This is a genomic window from Amycolatopsis coloradensis (genome assembly GCF_001953865.1).
GTDB lineage: Bacteria > Actinomycetota > Actinomycetes > Mycobacteriales > Pseudonocardiaceae > Amycolatopsis > Amycolatopsis coloradensis.
Genome location: NZ_MQUQ01000007.1, coordinates 118,953 through 140,200, shown reverse-complemented (window position 1 = coordinate 140,200; position 21,248 = coordinate 118,953). Strand labels below are relative to the sequence as shown.

General features: G+C 68.2%; 1 protein-coding gene. It reads right to left on the bottom strand.

The window, feature by feature from the left end; all coding sequences use genetic code 11:
* Positions 1-113 precede the first annotated feature (113 nt).
* Positions 114-20,921 carry a DEAD/DEAH box helicase family protein gene (locus BS329_RS15760; protein ID WP_076161410.1) on the bottom strand — a complete coding sequence of 6,936 codons (20,808 nt, stop codon included), beginning with the start codon at positions 20,919-20,921 and terminating at the stop codon, positions 114-116.
* Positions 20,922-21,248: the final 327 nt, after the last annotated feature.

Genomic DNA, 21,248 nt, shown 5'->3' with positions numbered 1-21,248 from the left:
ATCCCCCATGACGGCCTCGATCCCCATCGAGGCCTCGCTGTGTGCTCTGCGCCGCGCCAGGCACACCTCCCCAGGCGTCCTAGCGCGGCCGAATCAGGCGATGCGTCCGAACGTCACCGCCTTCCGTTTCGGCGCCCGAAGCCCAAGGCACCGAAAGCACGCCCCACGGCTCCCCCGATTCCCCGCGCGGCCGGAGTGCGGGTGACGAAGGCGCCCGTCGGCCGCTCTCCGGCTTTGGCCGGACGTTGTTGAAGTCGGGGCTCGGGCTGGGTTCCCCGCTCCGGCGGCGGAGACGGTGATGGCTGTGCCGGGGCGGGATCCGGCCGGGCGGGCGCGGCGTCGACGGCCGCCGGGGCGTGCTCGATCGGGAGTGCCGGGGTGGGCGCAGGTTGGTCGGGCAGGGCGGGAATCTCGCCTTCCCAGCCGAGCTCGGCTAGCAGTTGGTCGAACACCGGGTGATCGGAGGGAACTGGCACGGCCTGCGGCGGTGCGACGCGCGCCTGCACGACAACGCCGGACCGCTGTTCCTCGGTTTCACGGGCCGGGTTGTCCTGCAAGGATGGCTGGCGGTCGGCGAAGGCGGGTTCGCGGTGAACAGGTCCGCTTGGCCAGGTCTCGGGGACGTGCAGCGGAGGTTCGGTCCGGTTCAGCTTGGTGAGAAGGTCGTCGAACAGCGGATGGCCCGAGGTAACGGGGATGCTGTCCGCGCCCGCGGGAACCACCTGCACCACACGGTCCTGCTGCACGTGCGGCGTCGGGTCTTCCTGCGAGGGGGGTGGCTCGGTCGCGCTCGGCGAAGCCGGAGGTGTTCGCACGCTCGGCTGGTCCTGCTCCCGCAGACTCTCCTGAGGGGCGGTCGCGGTGGCGGAGACCACTCCGCTGACTTCGCCGACTTTCAAGGCCAGGGCCACGACCCGCTCGACAGGCTGGGCGACTCCGATCTGGATGACCTTGGCGGTCCAGTCCACTGTGGTCACGCCTTCGTAGGAGTTCCGCACTCCGAAACCGAGCGTGCTGGCCTGCGCGACCAGATCTGCCCACTGGGACGCGACCGGATCCGGTGCACGCCGTTCCCGCTCGGGCGACCGCGGCGGACGTCCCGCTCCGTGGCTGTTCTCCGTGCGAGCGGGAGCACTGCGAGACCCGCGCGGGGCGCGAGGCACTTCGGCAGCCTGCGGCTCCTGGGTGGGGGCGCTTCGCGATTCTGCTCGTGCCGCAGGATGCTCGGCGTTCGACGCGGCCTCATCGCCGTTGACGACGTCGGACCCGGTGCCGTCGGGCGCGATCGGCGTGGGAGGCGTAGCGGCCTCCGCGAGCCGTTGCCGGGCCGCAGGAACGTCGATCTCCCAGAAGGTGCTGACGTCGTTTTCCTGGGCGCTGCAAACACTGCACTGGGCGACGTCCAGCTGGCATCCGGCGAGGTGGGCTTCGATCTCCTCGGCCTCGCGCACCATGGCCCTGGCCTGCTCGACAGTCATCCCGGCCGCGGCTTCGGCTCGCTCGGCCCTGAGCCGCGCGTAGTGTTCGTCGATCTCTGGATCCATCTCGTCGATGGATCCGGTGTCCTGCCCAGCTGAGACGTCATGGCCGACAGGTCCATCGGCGGACGTGGCGTGTGCGGGTGCTGCTTCCGGTGTGCTGCGGTCGGCGGGTGTCGTCGAGACGTCGTCCCCGGCCAGGTACTCCTCGTAGGCTTTCAGATCCTCGTCGACGACGGGGTCGTCGACTGCGGCGGCCGGGTCGGTGGTCGAGGGACCCTCATCGGCGGAGGCGGTGGTCTCGGTGTCCGCTGGCGCTGTCCCTTCGGTCGGCGCCTGCGCTTGCGCGAGCCCGTCCCGGGTAGTCGCCGTGGCCGCGTCGTCGGTGACGGTGGGGGGGCTTGGGTCCTCGAGTTGGGTACCCGGGGTGGCCGACGGTGCGTCAGTGCGGCGTTGCTCGGGCTCGCGCCCCGGCTCCGCAAGGCCGGCGAGGTATTCGTCGTAGGCCGCCAAATCCTCGTCGGACTCGCTGTCGTCGACCGCGGCGGCTGGGGCGTCGTCCGTGGGCAGCACATCGGCGGATTCGGTGGATTCCGCCTCCGACGGCACCGTGTCCTCGGTCAGCGTGTCGCGGGGAGCGTCCGGTGGGGCGTCCGGGACGTGCGTCTCTGGCGTGCGCGGTGCTGCTGGCGCTGGTGTGCCTGGATCCGTGGTCGCCGACGGCTCCGACAAGGACTCCGCGATGGGCGTGGCCGCCGGAGCTTGTTCGGCAGGTTCACCTGGTTCAGTCGGGCCCGGGGCCACAGGTTCGTCGGCTGGTTGAGCCGTCTCGCCCTCGGCGGGCCCTTCTTGGGCGGCATCGGGTGATGACGGGTCGAGCCTTGTCGCCGGGGTCGTGTCTGCGGTTGCGGGCGTCGGCGGCGGGTTGCGCAGAAGCGCGATGACTTCGGATGTGAGCTGGTCCTGTTGGACGTCCTTGTCGAAGATCAGCGGAATGGTGATGGTGCGAAGAGCGTGGTCGGTGGACGGTTCGGTCACGTGGCGTTGAAGGACAACGGTGTAGTTGGCCTCCTGCGCCATTTCTTCGAGCTGCTCCCAGCTCAGCTGGAGGTCGGACAGCACGTCGGTTGTCGAGACAGTGGCGTCCTCAGCCGCCGGCTTCTCGGACGCTGTGCCGGGGTCAGCGGCCGCGTCCGGCCCGGGTGGCGCGTCAGGTGGCGGAGTGGTGGGAAGTCCGAGACGGGTCAGCAGCTGCTGGCGGGCCTGGTCGAGCGCGGTGATCAGTCGCAGGTCACTTCCGGGGACCTGGTCGGGCAGTGTGCTGCGGGTGATCCGGTCGGCCAGCCGGAGGAGTTGCTGTGCCGCCTCTGCTGCCTCGGTGGTGCTGCTGGCGACGTTCGCGAGCCAGGTGACGTGCATGGCCAGTGCGGTGGTCGGCTGCTGCACGATCCGTGTCGCAGCGACGAAGGCCAGCCGGGAGGGTTCGTGCAGCTTCACCGGGTCGGGCATCTGCATGGACGTCAACTGCTCGGCCGCACCGGGGCCGCTCGGATCGAACGTGATGGCGTCGAGCGGCCCTGCCGGAACGGCAGGATCCACAGTGGAGCGATCTGGGCGGGGGTTCTCGTTTGCTGCTTCCTCAGCTGGTGCGTTGGAACCCATCGGCCCAGCCGGTGAGGACTCGGCTGGCTTCGGGGTCTGGGAAGCCGTGCTCGTCGCCGCGGTGGACGGCTCACCCCGGCCGGGCGCGCCGTCGGGGGCCTTGGGGTCACTCACCGAGCTGTCGGGAATGGCTGAGGTCAGGTCGTTGATGGTGGCGAGTGTCGCCTGCTGGGCTTCGGTCAGCTGGCCATCGGAGGCAGGGCGCAGCAAAGGATCGCGGCCTCGCCCCCGCCACGGCGCGGGTGCGGTGTCGGCCTGGTGGTTGCGGAGGGCGCGGTCGATGATGCTGGCCGCTGCCCGATCGCGAACCTCGGCCACCTCATCGAGACCAGAGCGAAGACGTTCGGTGTCCTTTGTGGACTCACGCCGATTCAGGTAGGCGGTCAGCTGATCGTGCGCGGTGGACGCGTCGGTGAGCATCCTGAGGTCGGCACCCGCCAGGCCCGCGCGCAGCCATTCGTTGAGTGCCTTCCAGCTCAAGCGGCCGGTGCGCAGTTCGGTGCTGGTCTCGACTCGGATCTCCATCGCTCGGGCGGCCACGTCGACCTGTTCGAGCGCCCCGGCGTCCGGCTCGTCGTCTGAGCGTCGAACCTGATGCCCCTGAACGCTGGGCCGGTTCCGTGCGGCGCCGGGAGTGTTCATCGCCTTCAGGAAGTCGGCCAAGCGCTCGCCGTGCGTGCGCCGGAGTGCCAGCGCGATGTCCTCGGGGGTCAGCGGTGCGCGGGATAGCTCGCCGGCGGAGCGCCCTTCCGTCGTTGCGGGCGCCGTGGTATCGCCGGACTGCGAGGGTGTGCCGGGGGTGGCCAGGTCGAACAGGCCGGGCTGGACGTCCGATGAGGAGCTGGGCTGCTGTCCGCTCGGTGCGGCGTCGGCATGAGAGGAAGGCTCGGTTTCGGGGTCGCCGGGATCGGGCTCGCTCTCGTTCCCGGGTTCGGGATCCGGCTCTGTGGTCGTCTCCGGTGCCGCAGTATCGGCGGCGGTCGGGGCGGTGGCTTCGCGGTCAGGGGCCGGTTGTGCCGGTGCTTCGAACGCGGCGATCGTGGCGAGCGCGGTGTTGGTGCGGTCGATCACGTCCTGCTCGGCATTGGCCACGGCGCTGTAGAGCGCGGCTGTCACTCCCTCGGGTGTGAACTGCTCGCGTGTCAGCGGGACCGTCAGCAGCCATCCCCCTTGGCCGTTGGTCTCGCAGAAGACCAGTTCGAGCTCGCCTTCCTTCGTGTGTTCGGTGTAGACGCGGAGGCCGCGCCACCAGAGGTGTTCGCTTTCCTGGCCGACCGTGTCCCGGACGGCGGCCGTGGCCAGCACCTCGCCCGGGTCGGCGGCGTCGAATTCCAGGAAGCTGAAGCTGAAGGCGTCTTCGTCGCCGGGCGGGCGACCATGATCCAGCTCATTGAGCTGAGCGAGCGCCCATGTCCACAGGAGTTCGATGTGGGATTCGATCTTCTGTATCTCGTAGTAGAGCGGTTGCTTTCCCGGCATTGCGGTCGACGGGAGGGCGAGGAGCCGGGCTTGAGCCTGGGCCAGAGGAGAGAGGCCGTTCTCGTGCAGGCTCTCGTGGATCCAATGCCGGGCGAGGATCGCCTGCGCTTTCGCGCCGTAGGTCGCCGCCCACAGCGTGTCCCCGATCGGATCGTGCGTCGCCTCCAGGGAGTACTTGGTGTCAAAGGGGAGTCTGTGGGTCACTTCGAAGTCGCCGGTATCCGGGTCGGCTATCGCGATCTGAGCGATGGCAGCGCCGCCCAGTTCGACGGTGATCCGGATGCGTCCCCAGCGGACGCTCGATTCCGGATCCCGTTCCTCGACGAGTGCGTCGAAGGTCGACGTCCACGTTTCGCGGTCGAGCGCGGGGACGTCCTGTGCCGGGCTTTTGCGGAAGTCGGGCCGCAGCGGTTCGGATGCTTCCTGCGCTTCGCGGACGGCCTCGGCCAGCAGGTTGAACCGGTAGGAGTCCTGCACCTGCGTGGCCACTTGACCTCGCGTGCGGTCGCCGAAGACGGCGATGGTGTCCGGGGTGAGCAGGTCGATCAGGCGGTTGTGTACAGCCGCGACGGACTCCGGCACGCCGGACGCTCCGACACCGGCCCGAGGGTGCCGCCACCGGTCGAGTTCCAGGAAGATCTGCTCCACACCGAGGTCGGCGAGGTCTGGGGGCAGAATTTCGGTGTCTTCGTCGATGGGTTCCGGCGGCAGCGTGATCTCGCCGAGCTCCGGTTCCGGCGCTGTGGTGGCGGGTGGTTCGAGCTGTGGCACCACGGCGTCCCGGACCGCCTCCAGGGCGTCGCCGAGCTGCCATTCGGTTCCGGGGATGAGGTCCGACAGGCCGCTGGCCCGGATGACGGTGGCAAGGTTCCGCAGCTGCCGGGTGGCGTCGGCGGCGTACGGAGCGTTCGCGGAGCTGAGCAGCCAGCGGGCATCGTCCTCAGGCGAGGGTGCTTTGATCAGCCGCTGGGCGACAGTGACGGCGAGCTGCGCGGACGGCTGTTCCTCAACAGCGGCGGGCAGATCGATGTCCTGCAGTTGCTCGCACACGTCACCCCAGGCCGGAATGAACGTGATCGAATCCATGGGCCCGGAAACTGAGGTCTTCTCCGACGGGGACGGGCTCGGAGAGTCCAGAACCGCTTCCAGCGGTGCGAGGTGTCGCTGCGCGGCGTCCAGGGCGCCGTCGACGGTGACGTGCCTGAAGGTCACCGCCTCGAAGCCGGAGCCGGAGACGACGCCGTCCTGATCGATCCGTTGCAGCGCCCACCACCACGGATTCCTGTCCCCTGTGTCGGCGTAGTTCCTGCCGATGATCAGACGGAACCTGCCGGGCTCGGTCCGGACGTACGCCTCTTCCGCGATCGTGAAGTGCCGGGGTAGCTGATCGGGCCCGGGGTCGAGTACATGGGTGAGCTCGCGACCGTCGGATAGCCGCAAGACCGCACCGTCTTCCGTCGGTGCTTCACGGGGAGAGGTGGCCTCCTCCGCAGGACGTTCACGGGGCTCGCCGGGACTCTCGGGAGCTGCTGTGTCCCCTGTGGTCGGTTCGGGCGTGCCCGGTTCCAGGCTCTGTTCTTCGGTCTCGGTGACCGGCGGCGTCGCCGCGCTCCTGGCTTCCCGCTCCTCAACGGTGGGGCGGGTGGCCAGATTCAGGACCGTCAAGGTGTCGTCGACGTCGACAACCGCGGACATGCGCAGCGTGCCGTCGGCGGCGGGCACATCACGATCGATGGTCACCGTCAGCTGGCCCGTGGCGCCGCGAAGATCACCGATCTCGCTGACGATCCCGCGAACAGGCACAAGCCGGTCCGCGTCAGGCCCCCGCGTACCTTCCTGAAGTTCGATGTACTGGCCGAGCGCGTTGAGCGGCAGGGCTGGATCGCCTTCTGCCAGCCGCACCAGCGCTTCCTGGGCACGCGCGTAGTCGAAGGTGTCCCCGCGGTATCGCCTGCCCGCGCTCGCGGTGAACGCACGCCGATAGATTTCGGGATCCTGATCGCGCAGCTGGCGGAGGGCGGTCGAGGGATAGACCCCCTTGCGGACGCGCCCGGAGAGCGAGATCGACACCAGATTCCGGATCTCGTCCTCGTTGTGGCGGTCGCCCAGGACGTAGGTGAGCAGACTCTTCCGATCGGTCACCGGCACTATCGGCAGTGGCGGCGCCAGGGGCGCCGGCTTCCCGTCATCGGCGAATGACCACGCGGGATCCCTCGTGTCGGCTTGGCGGGTCACCAGCCGCAGGCCGTCGGCGTTCTTCGCCGCGGCGCGCGCGTTCTCGGCGAGGTCGAAGTTCCCGACCCGCCACAGGCCGGGCAGCCGCGCCGGGCGCGCCAGGCCGTGCAGCCCGGTCTGTTCGACCAGATCCCGGAGGCTTTGTGCTGAGGTGAACTCGATTTCCTCCCAGTCCGGTGACTCGAACGGTCCGTGTCGGCGGAACACGGTGCTCAGGACCCGATCGTCGGGGGTGAGACTCACTGCCACCGAGACGTCGTGCCGGGCCCAGTGCTCCGACCACATTCCGCCGATCTCGACAAGCTGCGTCTCCTGCAGAACCCAGTGGTTGTCGACGAACAGCTGGCTGATCCCGTGCATGCCGTCGACGAAGTGGAACCCGGCCTCGTCGTACTCCACGTCGAAGTCCGGTTCGGGCTCGTCCGGTTCCGCCGCCGTCTGGGGCGGAACTGTTTCCGGGGCCGTGGCAGGCCCGGTGAGCGCGGGCGCTGCGGGGATGGTGAATCCGCCGTGAATGCCCATCTGCTTGGCCACGGTGATCAGATCCCACGCGACCTCGTCGACCCGGGTCTTGGCCAGTGCACGCCCGAGTGGATCGTCGGCGTCGCGGCGGGCCAGGAACTCGGTGGCGAGCGCGTGCAGCGCCGTGGCCGTCGGCACGCCGAGTCCCGACTTCACCGCGAGCTGGGCACGCGGATCAGGCTCGAAGCCGGTCCCCCGGGTCGTGCCATACAGGACGTCGCTGGCGATCTTCCCGGCCGGACGTTCCAGCAGCGCGGTATTGCCGATGTCCAGGCCGCGCCAGATCATTTCGAGCGCGGCTTCACTTGCCTGAAGCTCATCGAGTTCCTGCGTGGCGGTGGACAGGTAGCCGACGTCGATGCCATCGAGCAGTGCCCGGATGTTCGTGCGGGCGGCGTCCACAATGCCCTCGGCTGGCTGGGTAGCAGCGTCCGAGGTGTCCTGGACTGTGGCGTCGGCGGGAGCGGGCGTGGTGCCGCCGGGGCTCACCTCGGCCTGCTCGCCGCCGTCTCGTACCGGGCCAGCCAGCAGGTCGGCCCGCTGAGTCGCCTCACCGGCGAAGGCCCTTTCCGCCCGGCGGGTCAGCGCCTCGAGTTCAGGCGCCGTGGTCGGCAGGGGATCACCGGAGTCGATGACCGCCCAATGGCCGGCGGCGACGTGGTAGAGCTGGTCTTGCGCCCAGGTGCGCTCGGAGCTGTGGTCCGGCTGGGCGTGGTCGTAGCTGACCCAAATACGCCGGGAGATCTCGTGTGGCGCGACGTGCAGGACGCCGTGCACGGGCCCGGCATCATCGAGCCGGTCGACAGGGATCGTGGCACGCCAGCCACCGATGGACGAGTCAGGGCGGCGTTGCGCGGGGCCGGTGATGACCCAGGTCGCGCCGACGCCGGGCGAGCCGGTGGCGGCGGTGGCCACCAGGTGATCGCCCGGGGAGGCGGCCAGGAGTTGTTCGAGTTCGGTTTCGACCGGGCTGAACAGTTCCGCGACAGCGGTGGCGAGATGGCGGAGCCGGTTCGAGCTGTAGCGGTAAGGGCGCGCCTCGTCGCTCGGAGCCAGTGTCTCCGCCCGGTCGAGCAGAAGGTCCACCGCCTCGCGCGGGCGCCCGCCGAACGCGTGCGCCGCGGCGAGCCGGACGACAGCGTAGGTGGTCTGGTCCTGTTCCCGGATCCGGAGCTTGCGATGCTGGCGGATGTCCTCCAGCGCGGGTCCATCCGCGCTGAACTGGGTCGCTGTCGTGGTGAAGTCGTCGACGACGTCCCCGGCGATACGGCTGCCCCACACCGCATTGCGGGAAGGCAGAATCACGTGCAGCGCCGAGGCGAATGCCGGGGCCCCGCCGACGGCATGGGGGTGCTTCGTCGCGGCGAACAGGAGCGCGGCGGCGTGGACTTCCCGCAATCCCACGGTGGCCGGGTCGCCACCGAGAGTCAGGCGGGTCGCCGACCCGGCGAGTCGCCAGGGCTCGGCGGTCCGGAGCACTGAGGCGTGGTCGGTCCAGTCGATCTGGTTACCGTCCGGGTCCAGGCCTCGTTCCAGCGCGGCCAGGTAATGCGGAACAGCCGCCTCCGGCAGCTCCATCACGGTGTATCTGCTTGCCGCCTGCGGCGTGCTCTGCCGTGGGATGTCGATCTGGGCCCTGTTCAGGACCGGATGTCCGGTGGCGACCTGGACAACGCTCCAGACCGATTTGCGGCCGGGCACCTTGTACGCCAGCAGCGCGCCGCCCGGCGAGGGCCGACTGGCGCGGCTGCGTTCGACTTCGTTGACCAGCGCTGTGCGGCCACGTTCCCAAGCCTCGGCCTCGGGCGCCCCGTCCGGATGCGGGTTGGCCATCGCGCCCCAGTGGGCGATCGTCTCCTCGCGACTGAGCCGAGCACCGCCGAGCACCGTGTCCGCCAGACGCACCACGCCGTTCTGGCTGTCCTGATCGGACACTTCAGAAACAGCAGACGGTTCGACGGCCGCCGCATCTGGATCGGAGGCATGCGGGGCCACTGCCACGTCTTCGGCGTCAGCTTCGGCGGCGGGCTCGGGGCGTTCCGTGTCTGTCGCCTCGGTCTCGGTCGAGGTGGCTTCCGCCGCGCTGGAGGCCGGGGTGACCTGGTCGAGTGCACTTTGCCTCGCGGCGTCTGCGCGGGCCCCGAGACCGGCGACGTGTTCCTCGAACGCGGCCCGGATCGCCTGTCCTGCGGTGTCCTTCCTCAGATCCAGCTGGCCCAGGAGGATCTCGTCCCGCGCGCGGGAGTCCGGGGTGCTGATCGACAGAACAACGCCGGTGTCGCCGTGGGGGGCGAATTCCAGGGTGAGGTCGTGCCAGGCCATCCCGGTCGTGCGCGGCCCGACCACGATGTTCTTGCCCTTGAGCGCCTTCTCCAGGCTGATGTTGTTCCGGGCAGCACGGGCGAAGCCGAGCAGGGCGGTCTCGATCTGGCCGTCGTTGAGCTGCTGGGAGATGAACGACTTCGTCGGGATGACGTACCGGCGATTCTCCTCCGTGGCGTTGGCGACAGCGTCACCGAGCCTGTCGAGAGTCCAGGCCAGCCCGGTGAACTCCCCGACCGCGAGCGCCTGCGCCTCATCGGCCACCGGGATGGCTTGTGCTTTCTCGGCGAGTTGCTGGCGGTAGTGCCGCACCTGGTCAGTGAGCAGGATCAGGCAGCGCATCTCCTGCTCGCGCGGCTGGTCCGGGTCGGTGGTGACAGTGCGCGCGACGACGTCGACGACACCAGGTACACCGACACCGGCCTCCTGCACGTGGGTGAAGGACGACACGGTCAGGCGGGTCAGCAGCTCGTCGTGTGTCCGGAGCAGGTGCGCCTTTTGCCGGGCGGTGAGGTCGGGGAGGTCGACTGGCTGGGTCTGCTCCGCGTCGGATCGGGGCTCGGTCACGGTGTCCGGGGGTTCGGCCTCGGCAGCCGTTTCGGGTACCGTGTCCGCGCTGTCGTCCTCACGATCGGCCTCCGGGGGGCTCGCTGGGTCGGCTGTGAAGATGTCGAGCTGATCGGCTTCGGTTTCCGGCGATGCGGTCTCGGCCTGATCGGCGACGGTGTCCTCGCTCGCTGCGATCGCGATGCTGGAGTTGGGGTCCTGTTCGGCCAGTGCCGTGAGTCCGGCGGCGAACGCTCCGGCGCGCTGGACGACGAGCGCGAGCCGCTCCATCATTTTCGGCGCGTTCTTCCGCTCGGCGACGAGGTTGTCGTGCATCACCGCCGCCGCGCGGTAGAGAGCCGTGTACACCTTCGCGCCCTCGGTGAGTCCGTCATCGAGCCGGTGTATCGAGACTTCCCGACGGGCCTCCTTCAGAGCTTCGGCGTCGGGGCGATCGGAGCCGTAGTTCATCAGGCGTCGACCGGCCGCGGTGTCCTGGAACGACCAATACGCCTGTGTCACCGCGCGTTCCGCGTCACGCAGCTGTTTTCCCGTGGTGTAGATCTCTGCGGCCGGGAGTGGAGGCGCCGCTGTGTCGGCCGTCGGAGCGGTTTCTTCTTCCCACAGCTCGTAACCGCGCCCCGCCTTCTCCAGATCTTTGGAGAGACCCCGCACGTGAACGTTGCGTGTGGTGTACAGCCATTGCCTGGGAAGAAACCAGAATTCTTTCCGCTTGGAGTACTTGAACTTGTTGGTGTGCAACAGGTTGTGCAGGGCACGGTCTTCTCTGCTGGAGCCGTGCAGGACGGTCCCGGAACCGTTGTGCTCGATGATCAGGGTGTTGTTCTCGGCCGCGTGAGCACGGGCGGCCGCGGTCTGCTCGGCGGCTGCTTCGGCCTGTTTCTGCTCTTGGCGTTCCGGCGCGTCGAGTGCCTTCCCGGCCGCGCGCAGCTCGCTGAGCGCGATCCGTTCGGCGTTGGCGACCGTGCGGCGCAGGAACTCCACGATCCGGTCGGGCTGGTCGCCTGTGATCCACGCGGGGTCCAGCTGGAACATCAGCGGGGTGCGCCGATCGCTGCCCGACGCCCCGACCGGCGCGACGGCCACGAATAGCAGCGGCTTGTCCTGTCCTGGTGCCCATCGGGTGCTGACTTCCAGACCTCGCCAGCGCAGCACCTTGGAGTGGTGCGGCTGATCCGGACCGGTGCCGATCTGCGCGAGTACAGTGCCCGCGTCTTGCACCGGTTGGCCTGCGAGGGTGAACTCAGCAGCGGGATCGATCGCGGGGAAGGCGGACGCGGAGGCGAAGTGGTGGAGCAGGTCCACCCGCGCCAGCTGCGCCCCGATCCGCTGGGTCTGCTCGGGACCGAGCTTGCCCGCGAGGGTCTTGAGCCGGGCCCGCAGCTGGGCGGCTTCGCCGACGCCCTGCACGGCGAACCTGGCGTTGAGTGCTCCCCGGGCCATCACCGCGCGGCTGCGCGCGCTGCGGATCTGGGCTTGGACTTGCTCGCGGACGGCACCGACGGCGTCGGCCTGCACATCGGCCGGGAGCAGACGGACGCGGTCTCCCCACGGCTGTTCGTCCTCCGAGCGCCAGACAGTGGGCTCGATGTAGACGAAGGGCCCGATGCGGTCGGTTCCGGAGCGAAACACCAGGTCGCCGCACTGCAAGGCCAACGAGGACCCGGGTCGCTGCGCGAGCAACAGGAACGCCGCATCGACCTGGTCAGGCTCGACCTGCTGTTCGCCGTTGTCCCCGTGGATCAGAATCACGGGCTCGTGTTCGGCCCGCTCGGCGGCTTGCGCGATCGCCTCGAAGCGGTCGGCTTGGAGCAGCAAGTCCAGAGTCTCGTGTGCTCCGACCTCGGCCATCTGGTCGAGAGCCTTTCCGGCGACGACCGCTGCGAGCGCGTCGAAGGCGGCGTCGGCGTTGTCCGCGCGCTGCGATCGGGACAGGGGCGTGTGCTCGTCGAGATACCGCGCAACGGGAGCCAGCAGCCACGAGCCGTCTTCGGGAGCGGCCTGGTCGTCCGCCGCCGTGGCTTCCTCGGTCGGCTCCCCCGGCGAGGGGTCGTCCGGCTGCGGCGCGGGGGTGTCCTCCTGGGTGTGATCGTGTTGCGGCGGACCGGTGTCGTCGTTATGCCGCTCGGCTTCCTCCGCCTCGGCGGCGACGTCGGGCTCGACGTTCTCCGGTGCCCGGGACTCGGAGCTGAGTACCGGCCGCTCGGGTTTCTCCTCAAGGCGGACCGTGCGGGCTTCGGCGATGAACTGGGCCAGGTGCTCGGGGTCGATGTGGATCCGGGTCGCGGTCGCCAGGGCGAGGTCGGTGATGCGATCGGGTTCGACGAGAGCGAGCACCTGAGCGACTTTCCGAGCCGCCGCGATACTTGCTTCCACCTCGAACTGCTCGCCCAGCCGGTCCGCGTACGGCTCTATGCGCAGGTCGACCAGAACGTCCAAGGCGGGGCGGGTGTAGGGGGCGCCCAGGTAGGCACCGATGAGCCGCTCAGGCTCGGCATTTTCGGCGAACTTGGCGGGGTCGAGACCGTTGGGCAGGATTGTGGCTTCCACGTTCGGGTAGCGGCGGATTCCCGTCTCGATCAGTTTGGGCAACGCCCGCAAACCGCCCGCGTCGCCGTCGAGCGCGTACACGCGGCGCCGCTCGATCGGCACCACCTGGTCGACCGCATCGAGGTGGCCGATGGTGAGGCTGGTTCCGCACGGCGCCAGCGGCAACAGCGGATGGTCGGGAGGCGCGGCCACCATCAGGGCGGCGACGTCCAAGGGACCCTCGACGAACACCGGGTCGGCGTCGGCGGCGAACCCGCGCTGCTCGTACAGCCCGAGCACCAGACGGCTCTTGTCGTACAGGACCGTGGCCTCGGTGTTGAGGTATTTGGGGATGGGAGGATCCCCGTCCAGGATGTCGTCGGCGTGAAGGGTGCGTCCGGTGAACCCGGCGATCCTGCCGTCCTGGTCGTGGACGGCGAACATCAGGCGGTAGCGGAACCGATCGATCAGCTGGTCCCGGCTGGAGAGCTTCGCGACACCGGCGTCAATGAGGTCCTGATCCCGGAAGCCTTTGCTGCGCAGGTGATCCACGAGCCCGGTCCAGGATTGCGGGGCGTAACCGATGGTCAGCTTGCCCTGGTTCTCGTTGCCGCGGGCGCGGACGCGGTCGACTGCCGCCTGCCCGCCGAGGCGGTAGCGTAGGTACTCCTGGGCGCTGGCGCTGGCGTCGAGTTGCTGGTCAAAGTAGGCGGCGGTCGCCGCGTTGATCTCGGCGTGCAGCCTGATCTGGTAGTCCGGTGTCTCCAAGGTCGGATCCGCCGCCGCTCCCGCCGCGGTGGGCAGCCCTGCCCGATCCGGTGTGGACTCCTCCGCCTCCGTGGTCGCTTCCGCGACAACGTCGCTCGCCGGTGCCGGGGTCGACGGCTGCTCGGGGTGACCGTCGCGTTCAGCGATGCCGGCCCTGACACGATCGCGCAACTGCGCCAACCGGTCACGGCCGTCCGGATACGCGAGCTCAGCCGCGTCAAGCAGTTCCAGAGACCGCTCGAAGTCCTCGTCTTTGAACAGCCGGGCTGCGTCACGGGTGAGCCGCAGCCCGGCCTCCACCGCCTTGTCACGTTCCGCAGCGTCGCGGTCCCGGATACGCTCCTGGGGAGGAAGGCCGTCGAGAACCTCAGGGTGCGCGGCGATGTAGGTGTCGATCCAGGTCCACTCCGCCCAAGTACTGGCACCGATGTGCGACTCGTGGATGTAGCGCCCTGGGTCTCCACTGATCTTGTATCCGGACGCCAGGTCGGTGATCGCGCGGACGATCTGGCGTTCCCGTGCCGGGGGCAAAGTGAGCGGCCCAGCGGCGATTTCGGCACGCCGCATCGCCGCGTCGGCCTCGATCGGCATGCCACGATCAACCAGGTGGGCCGCTTCGTCAAGAGCGTCCCGGACCTGCGGCGAGTAGAGATCGCCCAGCAGCAGATGAGGGGCGAGCTGGCCCACTCTGCGCGGCCAATCACGGACCGTGGTGGCGACGGTAAACAGCCGTACGTCCACGGTCTCCCGATAGACCCTCAGGTGGTCGCCGATCGAGCCGATCGGGAACGGACGTCCGGCTCCGTCCATGACGGACGAGCGGTCGGCGGGAAAGGTCAGCACCGGCTGGGACGGCGCGTTCGGCTCGTGCACGGTGACGAACACGTCGGTACCTACCCGTACGACGGTGACGTCGAGCGAGTGCACCGCAGCGAGTTCCCGAAGTTCAGTCAGCGTCGGCAGGGCCGCGTCTTCGGCCAACGACGAAGGCCGCTCGGCATCGGTGGGAAGCTGCGGGGTTGGATGTTCAGTGTCCGGGGTCGGCTCCGCCGTTTCGTCTGGATCAGCTTGACCAGCTGGTTCGACGTCCTCGGTCTGTCCGTCCCCGGGGACGGGAGCTAACTCAGTGGGTTCGTTCGATGCCAGAGGATCGTCAGCCTTGGCATCCAGGGCAGAACTCGCCGCAGCAAGTTCGGGCTCGACGTCGTCAATCGCGTCGTCGGCCAGCGGTGTCGGCAACGGATCACGTTCGAGGGGAGCCGGAAGCGGTCGTACCCGAGCGAGCGCCCCGATGAGCCTGGCTCGCAGTTCCTCCGCCAGAGCGGGCGCGTCTGTGATGGTCGCGGTGATCGCGTCGAGAAGATCGGTCCGATCGCCGGCGTGGTCGGCCGGGAGGCGCTTCCAGTGGGAGTCGTGCTGGTCACCTCGGGCGGTGAAGACGGCAGTGAGCCCTGCTGGATTCCGCAGCACCACGACGTCCACATCACCGTATGTCATGGGGCTGCGCTCATAGTCGATCCACGGCAAGAGGTCGGCATCGCTGGTGATCTCGTTGCCGTTGGGAGCTCGCAGAAGCGCGTCTGGGGTGGCGGCCGCCGCCGCGCTGATGGCTTGCAGTGCGACTGTGTTGATCAGTACATCCGCGCCCCACGAGGCCGCCCGGCCCCGCAGCCCGGACTGGGTGATCAGGCGGATGAACTCGCGGCGCTGGTTCGCATCGCGGGCGATCTCGGTGTCGAGCAGGGTCGCGATCGTGTGGGTAGCGCTGTCGGTGTTGAAGCGCACCCGCAACGTCTCGACATGGGCGGCCAGCGAGAGCAGTTCCTGCTCGGGGTTTTGCCCTGGGTCAGTGATCACCTGCCGGTTGTCGTCGTCGATGCGGCCAGGTCCGGCGCCGTCGCGACGCTCGTGGCGGTAGCCGAGCAACGCGAGGTCCGCACACAGCTCTATCCATTGCTGTCCCGGCTCGCTCGTGTTCAAGGAATCGAGCACGATCTGGCCCGCCTCGTCGGCCGGATCCGAGCCGTCCGCGTGTGTGCCCTCGGTTGTCTGGCTGGGGTCGCGGGGTGTGCTTGTCACAGGGCGTCGCACCGGTGGGGCTCCGGTGCCGCTGACGAGAGACGACGACTCGACAGGGCTGGGCGCCGGATCGTCGGGCTCGCCCTCCGGGTCGGGCGGAAGCGGTTCGCTGATGGCAGGGGTGGGCACGAGCTCGGCCGCGGCGGGGCGTGGTGTCGCGCCCATGGGGCTGAGGAGGGTGCGGTCTTCGGATCCGGGTTTGCCGATGCTGAGCCACACGTCGATGGCCTGCTCGATCGAGGGGCGCTGCTCGTCGGTGACGCTGTGGGCGATCGCGGTGTACCAGGTGCCGAAGCGACTGGCCTCGGCCCGCACGAGGCCAACGAGTTCGGCGGTCTCGACAGCGGACGAGAACATGTTGCGACGCGCTTCGGCGCGCGCTTCCGCGCGTTCCTTGCGGGCCTTGGCTTCCGGGGAGTCGGGATCCTCGTTCCGATCGTAGTCGGCCTCGTCCAGGTCGCTGAGCTGTGCGATCAACTCATTGCGACGGAGCGCGACTTCGGCCTGACGCACTGCGCCGGGGAATGGTTTCCCGACCGCGGCACGTGCCTGCTCGATGCTGGCGCGCTCCTGAGTGACCTCGTCTCGGCTTCGATCCCCCGCGGCCGCGATCGTCTTCAGCTGGTTCTCCAGCCGGGTGATCACGCCGATGCCGCCGGGAAAGTCCTTGGCATTGAGGTAAAACCCGGAGGTGTTCTCTGCGGCGTCGGGGAACTTGATCTGGATGCCGAGGTCGGGACGGTTGAGCGGTCGCAGGGTCGCGACGATGTCGAACCCGCCGAGGGATCCGATCGGAACCGTGTGTCCTTCGTGGGTCAGCGGCGCTGCCGCCATCGCCGAGAACAGCCGGTCCCGCACTTCATTCGCGGCGTCGGGCCGTTTGGTGTAAGTGCGTTTGCCGACTCGCATGGAGAACTTGCTGCGCTCGGTGCTGACCAGCTTCTTCGCGACTTCGTCCTGGCGTTCGGCGCGGGCCTGCAGCTGGGGGATGCGTTCGGTGCTGTGAGCGATGGACAGCTTCAGTGCCTGCTGGGTGCGGCCGTGGCTGGACTGCTGCCGGTTCAGAGTCTTGAACTCCGCGTCGAGTTCGGCCTTCTCCTTGTAGCGGGGGTCGCCTGTGGCGGCGGCCATGACGTCGGCGAGGCTGTCGCCTTCCTCGGTGGCCAGTTCGCGGCTGCGCTCGGGCGGCTGGCTGAGGTAGAGCGGCTCGAACTGTTTGTGTTTCTGGGCGGTGATCTCCCACTTCTTGGCGTCCATGGACGGTGCGAGCACGACTCGTTTCCAAAAGTATTCTTCGTTCTGGTTTCCTTGCCGTTTGGCGCGGCCGATTGCCTGAGCGGTGATGTCGGGCCGCCACTGGCCGGTGATCTCGTAGCCGCCTAGGGCGCGGTCCTGGACGTTGAGGCCAGCGCCCATCTTCATCGTGGAGCCGACCAGGACGCTGATCGCGCCTTCGCGTGCGGCGGCGAGCATGTCCGCTTTTCGTTGCGGCGATCCGGCCTCGTGAATGAACCGGACGGAGTTCTCCTCCATGCCGAGCGTGACCAGCTGGCTGCGCAGTTCGGTGTAGAAGTTCCAGTGTTTCGAGGGTGTGCTTTCGTCGCAGAAGACGAGGATCAGGCCGCCGCGTACCGGGTGTTCGGTGCCGTCGCTGCGCAGATAGACGTTGTCTTTGGCGGCGTACCACTCGTCGTAGATGTCGGCGGCGATCACGTCGACCTTCTGCGGTTCGGGGGTGGAGATCCCGACCGTGCGCAGGTCGAGTGCCGCCAGCTGGCCGTCGTGGGCGATGACCAGGTGGTTGTCGGCGCCCTTCTCTGGCGGGCCGCTGAGGTTCCGTTCCCGTCGCGCGAGGTCGAGGGTGAAGATCCGGGCCTGGGCGGAGGCGGGGACCTCGATGATCTGAATCCGCTCGTCGCGCAGGCGAGGGACCTTGAGTTTGAGGTCCTCCTGCATCTTGATGTCGGATGTCAGGCGAAGGGACCGCCACAGGTCCGGCTCGTTGATGGGGCGCCGGGGGCGGATCTTGGATCGCAGGGAGCCGCCCGGCGTCATTTCCATGAACGTTTCGAGCGTGATGTAGGTGCGGGCCCACTGATCGAAGCGGGGCATCGTGTGACCAAGGCGACGCTGCCACAGGTACACCTCGGAGTACTTGCCTGTCCAAGGTGTCGCGGTCGCGAGAACGACCCGGGCGGTACCGAAGCGTTCCTGGAGGTATCCCAGCTTCATATCGAGGTCGATGGCCCGGTTGGAACCTTCGATGACGAGATCCGGGATCGCGGAGATGACGAGACCGTTCTTGTAATTCTGGGCTTCGTCGATGACGACGAAGTCGAATCCGGCCTCGACGAAGCTCATCCCGGCGGTGTCGCGCTCGATGTCGTCCATGCGCTTTTTCAGGCGCTCTTCGGCATTGTCCATGGCGCTTTCGATGCGTTTGGTCATCGACTCGCTCATGGCATCGGCGTGGGCCTGCTTTTCTTTGCGCAGGTCGTCGAGTTCGGTCTGGAGGAACCTTTCCTGGATCTCCGGGGGCAGCGGTATCCGCTGGAAGGACTCCTTGGTCATGATCACTGCGTCCCAGTCGCCGGTGGCGACTCGGGCGACGAATTCCGCGCGGCCGTTCTTGCCCTTTTTCTTGTCGTTGGCCAGGTCGGAACTCATACCGGTGAGCAACCGGGCGCCGGGATAGGCTTGGAGCCACTCGCGTTCGAACTGTTCGGCGATGGAGTCGTTCGGGACCGCGATGACCGGTTTGGACGCGAGCCCGCGGCGTTTGCGTTCCATGACGCCGACGATCATCTCCAGCGTTTTGCCCGCGCCGACGTCGTGGACCAGGCCGGTGCCGCCTTGGTGGATGACGCGGGCGACGGCGATCTTCTGGTGCTCACGCAGTTCGAAGGCTTGCGAGAGTCCGGGGAGGGACAGCTCGATGCCGGAGTAGTCGACGGGGATTTCGGCGTTGAAGGTGTCGTTATAGACGCGCATCACCGTCTGTGCGCGCTCGGTGTTCTCCCAGACCCAGTCCGCGAAGCGATCCGAGATCTCGGTGGCTTTGTCGGTGGCCTCCTCGGTGGCTTCCGGATCGAGCACGTCCCGCTCGACGAGCTCACCGCTGGAATTGAGCACTTGGATGGTCTTGGTCACCCGGATCGGCGCGCCGACCAGCAGCCGCTCGGTGATTTGATACGCGCTCAGCCCACCGCCTGCCCAGATCTCGTCCGATGCGAGCCGGGAAGCCTTGCTGAGCTTGGTTTTGTCGGTGTCGACCAACCACAGGCCGGCGACGCTTTCGACGAGAACGTTCTCGTCGTCGAGCAGTTCGCGGAGAAACGCCTGTACGTATTCCGGCCCGATCCAAGATCCCAGCCGGACTTCGATCTCCTCGGGGCCGAGGTCTTCGGGGATGACCTGTTCCAGCGCGGCGACGTGTGCCTCGAACTTCGGGTCGTCTTCGGCGGCGAGCTGGGCGCGGGCCAGCTTCTGGCGCACGTTCCCGGCCAGATAGAACGGCTTCCAGACCGGTTCGGCCGTGTCCGGGTCCTCGAAAATCAGGTCGGCCAGGGCGGCGAGTGCTTCGTCCTCGCCGGGCAGGCCGAGCAGGCGCGCGATCTCGGGTAGATCGATCCGGGAGTGGGTGTCCATGCAGATGGACAGGGCCTCTTCCGGGGTGTCGGCGCCCAGCCGTGTGCGCGGCGGGTTGACCACCCGTTTCGTGAAGATGTCCGCTTTGCGGGCGGTTTGCGTGGTGGGGTCGAACTTCTCCAGCGCTCGGGCGACGTTGCTGAACGGATCCATCCGGAACCCGCCCTGCGGCGGACGAACGATGATCGTGTTGCGTAGGCCGAGTTCGTCGAGGTCCAGATCCGGGTCGGTCTTCTCCGGTGCTTCGTCGATGATCCGCTGGCCGGCGGCCACCACAGTAGGCCTCAGGCGGGGGTCGGGAATGGCGGCCAGGCCAAGCAGGCTCTCCGGCCGCATCTCCTTGAGCAGTGCCTTCTCGACGTTCGCGATGTCCAGGTCCGGTTTCCTCGTGACTCGATCGGACGCCACCCTCTTCGCGGCCCTTTTCACCGCCTTGCCGAAGGCGGTCTCGTAGTTTTTGACCAGCGATTCGAGGTGACGTTTCAGCTGGTCCTGGCCGAGGCCGTGCTGTCGCAGCTCGGTGAGATAGGCAAGAATCGCCTCGGGCGGGGCGGTGGCCTTCTCGTGGTTGTTGCGGTCGCACCAGTCTCCGAACACGTGCCAGCCCTGGCGAAGCTGGCGTCGCTCGGTGAACCGGTTGAGCGGCTTGAACTCGGCGACGTAGCCGTCGTAGACGGTGTTGAGGTGTGCGCGCAGCTCCCGGATGTGCGGGGTGTCGTCGACCGAGGCCTGCTCCGCGCGAATCAGTGCCATCGCGGCATCGCGCACCCCGAGGAGTGCGCGCAGTTCGGCGGCCTGGCTGGCCACGGGTGCGTAGGGCTGGTGCGTCTCCCCGACACGGCGGGTGAAAGTGCCGTCCGGCTTGGCGGTGAGGAATCCCTGGAATCGCGCGGCCTCGGGGTCGATGACGCTCACTGTGGTCGCTGGCCGCGTGATGGTCTCGCCGCGTGGGCTCATCGTGAGGCCGCGGTTGACGGCGTCATCGGTGATCCGGATCAGGGCGTCGGTGAACTGCTGAGGCAGGGTGTCGAGGTCACCTCGGACTTTCAGGTCCTCGGCGTTGTACATGCCGTGTTCCAGCTCGAACTCGCCGAGAACGTTCTCGGGGTGGTCGAGGAAGTACCGGTTGATCTTGACCAGTTGCCCGTCTTCGCCGAGTTCCGTGGGCAGTGCTTTCTCCCAGGACGAAAACGCGACAGCGGGGTCGGCGTCGTCCTCGCGGCGGCGCAGGATCAACAGATCGGTGACCGCTGGTGTGCCGGCGGCCCGTTGGTGCGCGTTGGTCGGCAACCGAATTGCGCCCACCAGATCTGCCAGCAGCGCCATTTCGGCGCGGGCGGCGGGGTTAAGCGCATCCATGGTGAAGCGCGACGTCAGCAGAGCGACCATCCCGCCCGGTCGGGTCAGGCGCAGAGACTTGAGGATGAAGTGGTTGTGGATACTGTGCTGGCGGCCGGGATTGTGCTTGTCGTCGCGCAGTCGCACTTTGGCGAACGGCACGTTTCCGATTGCCGCGTCGAACGCGCCTTCGTTCGCGTTCATCTCGGCGAACGACCCGGGAACGATGGTGGCCTGCGGGTAGAGTGCGGCCGCGATCGCAGCGCTGACCGGTTCGCGCTCGATACCGGTCATGTGCGCGGTGTCCGGGGCCAGGCCGATGAAGTGGCCGGATCCGCAGCCGGGTTCGAGGACGTCGCCGCCGGTGAAACCCAGGCGCCCCAGACCGTCCCAAATCGCCGAGACGAGGGAGGCGTCGGTGTAGTGGGCGTTCTGTGTGGAGCGGCGCGCGGCCGCGTACTCCTCGTCGGTCAGCAGTTGCTGCAGTTCGGCCCGCTGGCGGGCGAACTCGTCGCGGTCGAACAGTTGCGGAACGGCGCCCCAGCCGGACCACCGGGCCAGCGTCGCCCGGACCTCGTCGCTGACGCGGGGTTGCCCGGCGTCAGCGACGACCGGTGTCGT